General features: G+C 35.8%; 14 protein-coding genes. 11 read left to right on the forward strand and 3 right to left on the reverse strand.

Annotated features, from left to right (window positions below; all coding sequences use genetic code 11):
- Positions 1–189 precede the first annotated feature (189 nt).
- The 4 genes from FOT98_RS08125 (at position 190) to sspN (ending at position 2,291) form a co-directional block, all read left to right on the forward strand.
- Positions 190–765, forward strand: coding sequence for a TlpA family protein disulfide reductase (locus FOT98_RS08125; RefSeq protein ID WP_063262469.1), 576 nt, complete (start codon positions 190–192; stop codon positions 763–765).
- 115 nt (positions 766–880) lie between these two features.
- Positions 881–1,828 carry a 3'-5' exonuclease gene (locus FOT98_RS08130; RefSeq protein ID WP_063262470.1) on the forward strand — a complete coding sequence of 316 codons (948 nt, stop codon included), beginning with the start codon at positions 881–883 and terminating at the stop codon, positions 1,826–1,828.
- Positions 1,829–1,969: 141 nt separating this feature from the next.
- The gene (locus FOT98_RS08135; protein WP_001254697.1) at positions 1,970–2,113 is read left to right on the forward strand and encodes an FbpB family small basic protein; all 144 of its coding nucleotides are present in this window, start codon (positions 1,970–1,972) and stop codon (positions 2,111–2,113) included.
- Between the two features lie 43 nt (positions 2,114–2,156).
- Entirely contained in the window at positions 2,157–2,291 is a 135-nt protein-coding gene (gene sspN, locus FOT98_RS08140; RefSeq protein ID WP_000527987.1) for an acid-soluble spore protein SspN, read from the forward strand.
- Between the two features lie 68 nt (positions 2,292–2,359).
- Here sspN and FOT98_RS08145 read toward each other — a convergent pair whose 3' ends face one another.
- Positions 2,360–3,652 carry a glycoside hydrolase family 18 protein gene (locus FOT98_RS08145; RefSeq protein ID WP_061679919.1) on the reverse strand — a complete coding sequence of 431 codons (1,293 nt, stop codon included), beginning with the start codon at positions 3,650–3,652 and terminating at the stop codon, positions 2,360–2,362.
- A 321-nt stretch (positions 3,653–3,973) separates the two neighbouring features.
- On the opposite strand from FOT98_RS08145, the gene FOT98_RS08150 reads away from it, so the two are divergent.
- Together FOT98_RS08150 and FOT98_RS08155 are read left to right on the forward strand one after the other, a co-directional pair.
- The gene (locus tag FOT98_RS08150; RefSeq protein ID WP_063262599.1) at positions 3,974–5,089 is read left to right on the forward strand and encodes an RNA-guided endonuclease InsQ/TnpB family protein; all 1,116 of its coding nucleotides are present in this window, start codon (positions 3,974–3,976) and stop codon (positions 5,087–5,089) included.
- A gap of 165 nt (positions 5,090–5,254) precedes the next feature.
- On the forward strand, positions 5,255–5,674 hold the full coding sequence (locus FOT98_RS08155) for an acyl-CoA thioesterase (protein WP_063262471.1): 420 nt from the start codon (positions 5,255–5,257) through the stop codon (positions 5,672–5,674).
- A gap of 29 nt (positions 5,675–5,703) precedes the next feature.
- Here FOT98_RS08155 and FOT98_RS08160 read toward each other — a convergent pair whose 3' ends face one another.
- The gene (locus FOT98_RS08160; RefSeq protein ID WP_001054449.1) at positions 5,704–5,994 is read right to left on the reverse strand and encodes a HesB/YadR/YfhF family protein; all 291 of its coding nucleotides are present in this window, start codon (positions 5,992–5,994) and stop codon (positions 5,704–5,706) included.
- A 108-nt stretch (positions 5,995–6,102) separates the two neighbouring features.
- Positions 6,103–6,699 carry a glycerol-3-phosphate 1-O-acyltransferase PlsY gene (plsY, locus tag FOT98_RS08165; protein WP_000258967.1) on the reverse strand — a complete coding sequence of 199 codons (597 nt, stop codon included), beginning with the start codon at positions 6,697–6,699 and terminating at the stop codon, positions 6,103–6,105.
- A 225-nt stretch (positions 6,700–6,924) separates the two neighbouring features.
- Between plsY and FOT98_RS08170 the strand changes: the two genes are divergently transcribed.
- The 5 genes from FOT98_RS08170 (at position 6,925) to FOT98_RS08190 (ending at position 11,864) form a co-directional block, all read left to right on the forward strand.
- Positions 6,925–8,781 carry an anaerobic ribonucleoside triphosphate reductase gene (locus FOT98_RS08170; RefSeq protein WP_063262472.1) on the forward strand — a complete coding sequence of 619 codons (1,857 nt, stop codon included), beginning with the start codon at positions 6,925–6,927 and terminating at the stop codon, positions 8,779–8,781.
- Complete coding sequence (gene nrdG / locus FOT98_RS08175) at positions 8,778–9,230, forward strand: anaerobic ribonucleoside-triphosphate reductase activating protein (protein ID WP_000867061.1); 453 nt, start codon at positions 8,778–8,780, stop codon at positions 9,228–9,230. The genes FOT98_RS08170 and nrdG overlap by 4 nt, the downstream gene beginning before the upstream one ends.
- A gap of 18 nt (positions 9,231–9,248) precedes the next feature.
- Positions 9,249–9,926, forward strand: coding sequence for a response regulator transcription factor (locus FOT98_RS08180; RefSeq protein ID WP_061679915.1), 678 nt, complete (start codon positions 9,249–9,251; stop codon positions 9,924–9,926).
- Positions 9,927–10,129: 203 nt separating this feature from the next.
- On the forward strand, positions 10,130–11,371 hold the full coding sequence (locus FOT98_RS08185; protein WP_063262473.1) for a S1C family serine protease: 1,242 nt from the start codon (positions 10,130–10,132) through the stop codon (positions 11,369–11,371).
- A gap of 79 nt (positions 11,372–11,450) precedes the next feature.
- Positions 11,451–11,864 carry a CoA-binding protein gene (locus tag FOT98_RS08190; RefSeq protein ID WP_063262474.1) on the forward strand — a complete coding sequence of 138 codons (414 nt, stop codon included), beginning with the start codon at positions 11,451–11,453 and terminating at the stop codon, positions 11,862–11,864.
- The last annotated feature ends 202 nt before the right edge of the window (positions 11,865–12,066 follow it).

Raw genomic sequence — 12,066 nt, forward strand, 5'->3', positions numbered from 1 at the left:
ATATCACCTCGCAGTTTTTGTATATATTTCTAATTATATGATATAAAGGTAAATATTTCATTTAAATTACAAATATTCCGATTATTTAGACTGTGAATATTTCCAAGCTCGTCCGTATAAGCTAAAATAAGGTATATAGTATTTTGTTAATTAAGTTATAAGAAGACAAACACGTTAGGGTGATATAAAATGTGGCGGAAGTTTACGATTATTGTAGTGTTACTTTGTTTAGCCGGATATGCAGCGTATGAACAGTTTGGTAAAAACGATCAGGTGGTACAAGGGAAGCAAGAAAAAAGTGAAGCTGCTATGAAAGAGATGATTGCAAGTAATGGTATTGAAATAGGGAAGAGTGCTCCGGATTTTACATTAATGAAGTTAGATGGAACGGATGTAAAGTTATCGGATTTAAAAGGAAAGAAAGTGATTGTAAACTTTTGGGCAACGTGGTGTGGACCCTGCCAGCAAGAAATGCCTGATATGGAGGCTTTCTATAAAGAACATAAAGAAAACGTAGAAATTTTAGCAATAAATTATACACCTTCAGAAAAAGGTGGGGGTGTAGAAAAGGTAAGTAATTTTGCTAAGGAAAAAGGAATTACTTTTCCTATTTTATTGGACAAGAATATTGATGTAACGACAGCCTATAAAGTAATTACGATCCCAACTTCGTATTTTATAGATACGAAAGGTGTCATTCAAGATAAGTTCATTGGACCAATGACGCAAAAAGAGATGGAGAAACGGATTGCTAAATTAAAATAACGGTGAAAAGGTAGAAGTGGAAAGTTACCATTTCTGCCTTTTCTTTTTCACGTAGTGATAGCAGCATGTTATGATAAAAGAAATATAAACGTTTAGAGATAAAGGAGTGTATGGAGTGGGGAATATATCCTTACCGTTAGATTATGTTGTAATTGATTTTGAAACAACAGGATTTAACCCTTATAATGATAAAATTATTCAAGTCGCAGCAGTGAAATATCGTAATCATGAACTAGTAGATCAGTTTGTTTCCTATGTGAATCCAGAGCGTTCAATTCCGGACCGAATAACGAGTTTAACAGGTATTACAAATTATCGTGTTTCAGATGCACCGACGATTGAAGAAGTATTACCTTTATTTTTAGCATTTTTACATACAAATGTAATTGTCGCTCATAATGCATCTTTTGATATGCGTTTTTTGAAAAGCAATGTAAATATGCTTGGGCTGCCTGAGTCTAAAAATAAAGTGATTGACACTGTGTTTTTAGCAAAGAAATATATGAAGCACGCGCCTAATCATAAACTTGAAACGTTAAAGCGAATGCTTGGCATTCGTTTAAGTTCTCATAATGCATTTGATGATTGTATTACGTGTGCAGCTGTTTATCAAAAATGTGCATCTATTGAAGAAGAAACAAACAGGAAATCGGATACGGAAGTACTTGATGAAACAGCAGTATATGAAGTAGTAAAAAAGATGCTTGTACGAAATAAACGTGATATCGAATGGGTTCGTTGCATGAATGTAGGAAGCTATTTAGATATAAAAGCTTTTTATCCAGTTATGAGAGTAAAAGTAAAAGGGCGAAAGAAATACGTATTAACAGAGATATTAGAAGATGATGTGAAAGAAATATGTACGAGTTTAAATTGTGAACCGGCGTTAAAAAGTGAAGTTGGTAATACGAGAATTATGCTTAATAGCTTAGAGGACGTCCTGAAATTAGAAAGTTATATTTTAGAACAGTATGATTTCGTACTGCAAGCGCTAAGTGAGTATAAACAAAGTGAAATGAATGCAGATGAAAAGTTAAAAGAGTATTTAAATATGATGGTATAAAAAAACTCCGTGTACGGTTTACTGTACACGGAGTTTTTTAGGAGTACTAAAACATAAAATTTTCTTGCAAATCTGATTAAAGAGTTTTTCCTTTGCTCATACTATGTATAGTAAGAATGCGAAGGAGAGAGGGTGAACAGCGTGAGAAGAAGTCGCCGTAAATCATTTGACGAACTTGTGAAAGAAAATAAACAACAATTATTAAGCGATCGTGATGCAATCGATCGTATTGAAGAGCGTATTGAAAAACGTTATGAAATGAAACTTTTTAAGCAAGCTGAATAATTCTTAACACTAGTACGATACTAGTGTTAAGGAGGCGATAGTAATGGGTAATCCGAAAAAAAATTCGAAAGACTTTGCACCGAATCATATTGGGACACAATCAAAAAAAGCTGGTGGCAATAAAGGAAAGCAAATGCAAGACCAAACAGGTAAACAACCGATTGTTGATAACGGTTAAAAAGGGAGAATGTTGTCATTCTTCTTTTTTGTGACGGATTTTTAATAGTAAAAAAGGGCTGACTTTTGTCAGCCCTTTTTCGTAATCGTAAAATTTTCAACGAGTAAACGCCAATTTTGCGGGAATGGTAAACCGATCTTCCAGTAACTAATACCACCAATGCCTTGTTCTTTCATTAAGTTGAATTTACTTTGAATAGATCTCGAATCTTCAAACCAAACTTCGTGTTGTACGCCGTTTTCGTCAAAGTAATTGAAATGTGGAGCTTGAGCTGTGAAGTCATAGCGGATAGGAACATTGTATTTACGAGCTAGTGCAACAGCTGCGACAGAGCTAACTGCTTTTGCTGGCGGATTCCCTTGTTTGAACGGAAGTTTCCAATCGAATCCGTATAAATTTTGCCCCATCATAATTTTTTGGGGAGGCATTTGAGATTTTGCGTATTGAAGTACTTCTTTTACAGGACCGATAGGAGAAATAGCCATCGGTGGTCCGCCTTGCCAACCCCAGTCGTATGTCATAATAACGACGAAATCAACAATTTGTCCTTGTGCTTTATAATCGTGAGCTTCGAAAAATTTCCCTTTTTGATTTGAACTTGTTTTCGGTACAAGCGTTGTACTTAATGTGTATCCGCTAGGTAATCGTGTTTTCACATTTCGTAAAAAACGATTATACGCTTCGCGATCTTCAGGTGCCACGCTCTCGAAATCAAAATGAATGTCTCGCATACCATATTTCTCAGCTGTTTGCAAAATGTTTGTAATAAATTTGTTTTGAATCGTTGCATCACGTAAAATAACTGATGTCAGATCGGCACTGAAATTTCCATTTTCAATATTTGTAATAACGAGCATAGGGATGGTTTTACCTTGCGTTGCAATATTAGCGATTTTAGCTGTTTCAGTTGGTTCTTTTAACGTACCATCTCTTTTTGCCTCGAAACTGAAGTAAGCTAAGTATGTTAAAAATGGATTAATAGCACGCGTAGCATTAACTAAACTTTCTTTAATAGGTATAGTTGAAGGTTGTAAATAAGCGATGGATTCTACTGCTCGTTTTGTCCCTTTCGGTATATATAATTGCTGCCCGACATGGAGAATGGATTTTAAAGATAAGTTATTCACTTTAGCTAAGCTAGCGAGAGGAACGTTATATGTTTGAGAAATTCGATAGAGGCTATCGCCAGGCTGTACATAATAATTATTTCCTTTCGTATTCACGATTAGTGCCTGACCAACGACGAGTGTTTCAGATGGATTTAGTCCATTGTCTTTTACTATTTCATCAGGTGTTGATCCATATTTTGATGCCAAGCTATATACGCTATCACCGCTACGAACAGTTACAATTTGAATCATATGCTTGCTCCTTTCGGTAAAAGATTCACTGTTTTTATTTTATTTTTGATGTCACTGTATTATGATTAAATGTATGCAAGGTAGCAGAAGTGAAAGAAGGGAAGAAACAGTTAGTGTATATCTAAAAAAATATATAATTAGTGATAAAATATTTGTAGATGAAAAATTGTCGCCGGGGTAAAGTAGTTTCATGGGATGAAAAATATGAAAGTATATTCAATTGGTGATTTTGCAAAAAAAGGCAGGTAGGATAGAACAAACTAGTTGCCATCTTCAAGGGAAAATAAGCTAAGAAGATGGTTAAGGAGTTGTTAGAAAGTGATGCTTGCGAAGAAAGTGAGAATCAAGCCAAATAAGGAACAAGAATTGCAACTTTGGAAATCTGTTGGCACGGCAAGATGGGCTTATAATTGGACACTGGCGAAGCAAGAGGAGAATTATAAGAATGGCGGAAAGCTCATATCAGACGGTTTTTTACGGAAAGAATTAACTGTATTGAAGCAGACTGAAGAATATGTTTGGTTGTATGATGTTTCGAATAATATAGCCAAACAAGCAATCAAAGATGCTTGTGAAGCATATAAACGATTTTTTAAGGGGTTGGCTGATAAACCACGATTCAAAAGCAGAAGGAAATCAAAACCCTCTTTCTACAACGATAACATCAAGTTAAAAGTAAAAGAAAAACAAGTTTTGATTGAGAAAGTTGGTTGGGTAAAAACATCCGAAAAATTACCTGTAGAGGTGAAGTGCTCTAATCCACGCGTTAGTTTTGACGGTAAGTATTGGTATTTATCTGTCAGTATCGAACAGGAGTTTACAAAAGAGAAGTTAACGGCTGTTTCGTTAGGGATAGATATTGGAATCAAAGAATTAGCATATTGTTCTGATGGTCAGAAAAAGAAAAATATCAACAAAACAAAGGTGGTAAGAAAGGCAGAGAAACGCCTTCGTAGGTTGCAACGTCAAGTTTCTCGTAAATATGAAATGAACAGGGAGGGAAACCGTTTTGTCAAAACGAGCAACATTATAAAAATCGAACAAGAGATACGACAACTACATAGAAGGTTATCAAATATCAGAAAGAATCATCTTCATCAGTCAACGAGCGAAATTGTGAAAACCAAGCCATTTCGCATTGTGATGGAGACGTTGCATATGAAAGGTCTGATGAAGAATAGACACCTAGCTAAAGCGATTGCGAAGCAGTGTTTATATGAGTTCAAAAGACAAATTCAATACAAGTGTGAAAAATATGATATTGAATTTGTAGAAGCTGATACATGGTATCCTTCTTCAAAAATGTGTTCCAATTGTGGAAGCATCAACAAAGAACTAAAACTTTCTGACCGTGTATACAAATGCACTTGTGGTCACGAAATGGATAGGGATTTAAATGCGGCTATCAATTTGTCACGGTATGAATTAGCCAGTTAACATCTAAAAAAAGTTACGGCTAATATGTAGGATTCGTTGTATCCGAATTTACGCCCTCGGAGTGTTATATCAAACGAAAGTAGCTTCTGTGAAATCGGACACGTAGAACAGGGAAATAAACAAAATTTATAGATTTTTATAAGTTTATGGCAACGGCGAATACATATGTTTGTAGCAGAACATGAAATTGAAATCCGTTATGCGGAAACAGATCAAATGGGTGTTGTTTACCATTCAAACTATTTGGTGTGGCTTGAACTAGGCCGTACGAAACTTATACAAGATTTGGGATTTTCATATGTTGAAATGGAGAAAGAGGGAATTATTTCTCCTGTGTTAGACTTACAAATTTCATATCGTAAAGCGATGCGTTACGGTGAAAAAGCAATTGTGAAAACGTGGGTGGACACTGTGAGCCCGCTTCGTGTTGTATATGGTTATGAAATATATAACGGTGATGGAGATCTTTGTATTACTGCAACTACGACGAATATTTGTGCGAAAAAAGAAGGGTTCAGGCCCGTATCATTTAAAAAGTTATATCCTGAGTGGTATGCGAAATATGAGGAAATTAAGAAAAAATAAAAAAAGTGTGGCAGAAGCCACGCTTTTTTTTATTTTTCATAATTAAATTGCGGGAAATCATCACCGTCGTTAAATGTAACAGATAAATTATGTCCATCGAAGAACCACTCATCATCGCCTTCAATAAAGAAGTTAATACCTTCTTCTTGAGTTTGAACAGCAGGATGTGCAGGGTCATCTTTACGAATACCTAAAGAAAGTCCTTTTTGCACAGTACTGCAACCGCCGTATTGTACGAAAAGGCGTAGTGTTTCACCCGATTGTAAGTTTAATTCGTTTTTATACCATTGTGCTGCTTCTTTTGTTACGGAAAGATTCATGTATAGTTCCTCCAAATTATGTTGCTTTTTCTTTAGTATAAAAAATAACGCAAAAAGACGCTATTAATATGCTTCACGTTTTCTTTTTGCGTTATGTGGGTTACGATCTTATTTTTGCTTTTTTGAAAAGTTTGCTTTCGGTTCAGTTTTATTTATAATTCGTCCGATATTTGCACGGTGTTTATAAATAACCATACCTGCTAATAAACACATCGCAATAATGAAGATTTTATCCCCGCTAACAATGGATGCAATAACAGCAACAACCGCTGTTACCATAGAAGAAAGTGATACGTATCTTGTTGTAAATAAAAGGCTGAAAAAGACAACAGCTAATATTGCAAAAACAACTGGAGAGTAGCATAATAGCACGCCAGCAGAAGTTGCAACAGCTTTACCACCACGGAATTTTGCGAAAATCGGATACACATGTCCAAGAACAGCTGCTAATCCGAACCACAGTGGGTGAACATCTAATCCGAAAATAATCGGTAGACTTGTTGCTAATGTACCTTTTAAAATGTCAGCAATTGTAACGATAAAACCTGCTTTTTTCCCTAGTGTGCGGAATGTATTTGTTCCGCCTAGATTACCGCTTCCGTGCTCACGAATATCGATTCCGTAGCCGATTTTTCCAACGACTAGTGCGAATGGAATCGAGCCAAGTAAGTAGGCAACGATAAATAAAAGATATGTAGTAACCATAAGTTCAGTCTCCTTTATTCAAATGTGTTGATAAAGGGTAAAAAGAGTTTTTCCCGTATATTGTACCATACATTTGTAAAGAGCACATTTCTTTTTTGTAAATGAAAAATTCATTATTTCGTGAAAAAAATTTCACAGGAATGTTACATTTCTCACAGAAACACCAAGACTATATGTAGTAACATTTTAGTCAAAAGACAACAACATATTGGTGGAGGGTTATAAATGTTACAACGAAATGTACGTGGAGAAGAATTAATGAGAGTGTTTGAGACGATTGTCCACGGTAGTGAGCAAGATTTAATGCAAGAAAATGCAAATGTAGATGGCCGCTCTCCGATGGGGGTAATGGGAACGTTCGCATCAGAGAGTGCGAAATATTATGCAGTTGAAAATTTATTGTCAGATCAAGTGAAAAAAGCGATAAATCAAAATATATTATATCCACATGATTTAGATTTTTATGCGACAGGAACGACGACTTGTTCGCAAATTCCGTTAGCTCAAATGCTTGCGAACGGTTTTCATACCGGACATGGGCATATGAGACAGCCGCAGGATATTAAAAGTGCATTGGCTCTTTCGTCTATTATTTTTCAGGCGAATCAAAATATGCAGCACGGTGGTCAATCATTTGCACTCTTTGATATTGATTTAGCTCCATATGTGAGAAAAACAGTAGCGAGACATAAGAAACGATTACAGTCATATCCGCTTACGAAAGAACAAATAGAAGAATTTGCATGGAAAGAAACAGAAAATGATACGTATCAGGCGTGTGAAGCTTTCATTCACAATTCAAATAGTATGCATAGTAGGGGCGGGGGACAAGTACCGTTTATTTCTATTAATTATGGAACAGACACATCAAAAGAAGGTCGGTTATTAGTTAGACAGCTTTTAAAAGCGACACAAGCTGGTCTTGGTAAAGGAGAAACACCAATTTTTCCTATTCAAATTTTTAAAATGAAAAAAGGTGTGAACTTTGAAGAATGTGATCCGAACTATGATTTATTTGAATTAGCGCTAGAGACAACTGCTGAACGGTTATTCCCTAACTTTTCATTTTTAGATGCGCCATTTAATGCCGTGCATTATGACGGGCGACCGGAAAGTGAAGTATGTTACATGGGATGTCGTACCCGTGTTATGTCTAACATACATGGAGAAGAAACAGCGATTGGAAGAGGTAATTTATCATTTACGTCTATCAACTTAGTGAAATTAGCGTTAATTAGTGGCTCAAAAGAAGCATTTTTTGAAGCGTTAAATTATTACTTAGATTTAGGAATTAAGCAATTATTAGAGAGATTTGAGTATCAATGTACGAAGCGAGCAAGAGATTTTCGATTTTTATATTCACAAGGTGTATGGCGCGGTGGAGAAAAGTTACATCCTGAAGATTCTGTAGCATCCATTTTAAAGCAAGGTACGTTAAGTCTTGGATTTATCGGTCTTGCAGAGTGTTTAGTAGCTTTAACTGGAAAGCATCATGGAGAAGATGAAGAGTCATGGAAACTCGGGTATGAAATCATTTCCTTTATGAGAGATAGAATGGATAAAGCGACGGAAGAACATGAACTGAATTTCTCAGTAATTGCAACTCCTGCAGAAGGATTATCAGGGAAGTTTGTGAAAAAGGATAGGGAAGAATTTGGTGTGATTAGCGGTATAACGAACCATAATTATTATACGAATTCATTCCATATCCCAGTTTACTATAACATTCAAGCGATAAATAAAATTCGTTTAGAAGGACCTTTCCATGCCCTATGTAACGGGGGACACATTACGTATATTGAGCTAGACGGAGCAGCTATGCATAACAAACAGGCGTTAAAACAAATTGTACGAGCGATGGCAGATCATGGCGTTGGATACGGTTCAATTAATCATCCAGTTGACCGTTGTAAGTGCTGTAGTTACCACGGAGTTATTGGTAATGAATGCCCAAGCTGTGGAAATGAAGACGAGGCTAATATAGAAAGAATTCGCCGTATAACAGGTTATCTTGTAGGTGATATGTCGAAGTGGAATAGTGCGAAACGCAGTGAAGAGATGGATCGGGTGAAGCATAAATGAAAGTGATGAACATCATTCATGATAGTGTAGTAGATGGAGAAGGGTTGCGGACAGTCGTGTTTTTTGCGGGCTGTCCGCATCGTTGTTTCGGCTGCCATAACCCGAAATCGTGGAATATTTGTAATGGGACTGAAATGACAGTAGAAGAAATTGTGAAAGAGATTGCAAGTAATCCATTAACTGATGTAACATTTTCAGGTGGAGATCCATTTTTTCAAGCTGCGGAAGTGAAAAAAGTAGCAAAGGCTGTGAAAGACTTGAAAAAAAATCTATGGATGTATACAGGTTATACGTTAGAAGAGATACAGAGTTCTCAAAATAATGATATGATAGAGTTGTTACATTATGGGGATGTTTTAGTCGATGGAAGATTTGAAATCGAGAAAAAAGATTTAACACTTCCATTTCGCGGAAGCTCCAATCAACGTATTATTCGATTGAAAGAGTAAAAAGGCGGGATAGATGATATGAATAAAACAGTATTACTAGTTGAAGATGAAAGAAGACTACGTGAAATCGTTAGTGATTATTTTCGTAATGAAGGCTTTGAAGTAATCGAAGCAGAAGACGGAAAAATAGCATTAGAATTATTTGCAGAGCATGAAATTGATTTAATTATGTTAGATATTATGTTACCAGAAATAGATGGATGGTCTGTTTGTAGACGAATTAGAAAAGAATCAGCAGTACCAATTATTATGCTAACAGCACGTTCAGATGAGGATGATACATTACTAGGGTTCGAATTAGGTGCAGATGAGTATGTAACGAAACCTTTCAGCCCGAAAGTGTTAGTAGCTCGAGCGAAGACGTTATTGAAACGTGCGGATGGCGTGGTAGGAGTAGCGGAAGAAAATACTATGTCCTTAGCTGGAATCGAAGTAAATCGTCTATCTAGAACGGTGCTAGTAAATGGAGAAGAAATTATATTGACACATAAGGAATTTGAACTTCTTGTTTATCTAATGGAGAACAAAGGAATTGTGTTGTCACGTCAACATTTATTAGATCAGTTATGGGGATATGATTACTACGGTGATGACCGAACAGTTGATACTCATATTAAAAAACTACGAAATAAGCTAGGAGATAAAGCGAAGCATATCGGTACTGTTATTCGAGTTGGTTATAAATTTGAAGAATAACCTTGAGAATACTATGTAATTTGGCTTTGGGATATAGCAAATTTATACTCTCTTTTGTAGGTGGAATGTACAAAAAATACTTTTCTTGTCTACAATGTTAGATAAGAGTATTTTTTTAATTGGATTTCACGATGAGTTCACAAGAAGGACACAAACTGTGACTATACTGAAAGTACGAATTCATCAGAGAGGGGAAATAAAACATGGGATATTACGACGGACCGAATTTAAATGAAGAGCATAGTGAAACGAGAGAAGTGAGAAAATCAGGCGGTAAAAAAGGTTATTTTTTCACAGGTTTAGTCGGAGCGGTAGTTGGGGCTGTCACAATTAGTTTTGCAGCACCATATATGCCATGGGCTCAAAATAATGGAGCGGCCGTATCATCATTCAGTTCGGATTCAAAAGTTGAAGGTACTGTAGTTCCTGTTGTCAATAAAGCTAAAAATGAAACTGATTTACCTGGTATGATTGAAGGCGCGAAAGATGTTGTTGTAGGTGTTATTAATATGCAACAAAGCATTGATCCATTTGCAATGCAACCAACAGGCCAAGAACAACAAGCTGGTTCAGGATCAGGTGTTATTTATAAAAAAGCAGGAAATAAAGCATATATTGTAACAAATAACCACGTAGTAGATGGTGCAAATAAACTTGCTGTAAAATTAAGTGATGGTAAACAAGTAGATGCAAAACTAGTAGGGAAAGATCCTTGGTTAGATTTAGCTGTTGTTGAAATTGACGGGTCTAATGTAAATAAAGTTGCCACTTTAGGTGACTCAAGTAAAATCCGAGCTGGTGAAAAAGCAATTGCAATCGGTAACCCACTAGGCTTTGATGGAAGTGTAACGGAAGGTATTATTAGTAGTAAAGAACGTGAAATTCCAGTAGATATTGATGGCGATAAACGTGCGGATTGGAATGCTCAAGTTATTCAAACAGATGCAGCGATTAACCCAGGTAATAGTGGTGGTGCGTTATTTAACCAAAACGGTGAAATAATTGGGATTAATTCAAGTAAAATTGCACAACAAGAAGTTGAAGGAATTGGATTTGCTATTCCAATTAATATCGCAAAACCAGTTATTGAATCACTTGAAAAAGACGGAGTAGTGAAACGTCCAGCTCTTGGTGTAGGTGTTGTTTCATTAGAAGATGTGCAAGCTTATGCAGTAAATCAATTGAAAGTACCAAAAGAAGTAACAAACGGCGTTGTATTAGGTAAAATTTACCCAATATCACCTGCAGAAAAAGCTGGTTTAGAGCAATATGATATTGTAGTAGCATTAGATAATCAAAAAGTAGAAAATTCACTTCAATTCCGTAAATATTTATATGAAAAGAAAAAAGTAGGCGAAAAAGTAGAAGTTACATTCTATCGTAACGGTCAAAAAATGACGAAAACAGCTACTTTAGCAGATAATTCAGCTACAAAGAATCAATAATTGAAATAAAAGAAAGTCTCTTTCATATTGAAAGAGACTTTCTTTATCGGCTATACTAAAGGAATAGGAGGGATAAATTATGACAATTGAAAACCCAACTCGTACGGAAATTGGTGAAGTATTAAAGAAAAGTAAAACGATTGCAGTTGTTGGATTATCGGATAAACCAGAACGTACATCGTATATGGTTTCAAAAGCAATGCAAGATGCGGGGTATCGCATTATTCCAGTAAACCCAACAGTAGATGAGGTGCTTGGAGAAAAAGCAGTTTCTTCACTAAAGGATATTAAGGAACATGTTGACATTGTAAATGTATTCCGCCGTTCAGAATTTTTAATGGATGTTGCAAAAGAGTTTGTAGAGATTGATGCAGATGTTTTTTGGGCACAATTAGGAGTACAAGATGAAGATACATATAAACTGTTAAATGAAAAAGGCTATACTGTAATAATGGATCGTTGTATTAAAGTAGAACATGCGATGACAAAGTAGTATAGATTTTAAAGAGAGAAAGATTGATTCAGCCCTCGTTATAGATAAGTAGGGCCGATGAACGAGGTGTTCATCATGAGATTTTTTAAAGGCTGTTTTTGGGGATTATTACTCGTTATCCCATTTTGGATATTGATCATTTGGATCATGATAAAGGTTTGGAATGTGTAATCTTGGCATACATATCCATTTCTCGTTGACA

This window comes from Bacillus sp. HY001, assembly GCF_007558965.1.
GTDB classification, from domain to species: domain Bacteria; phylum Bacillota; class Bacilli; order Bacillales; family Bacillaceae_G; genus Bacillus_A; species Bacillus_A mobilis.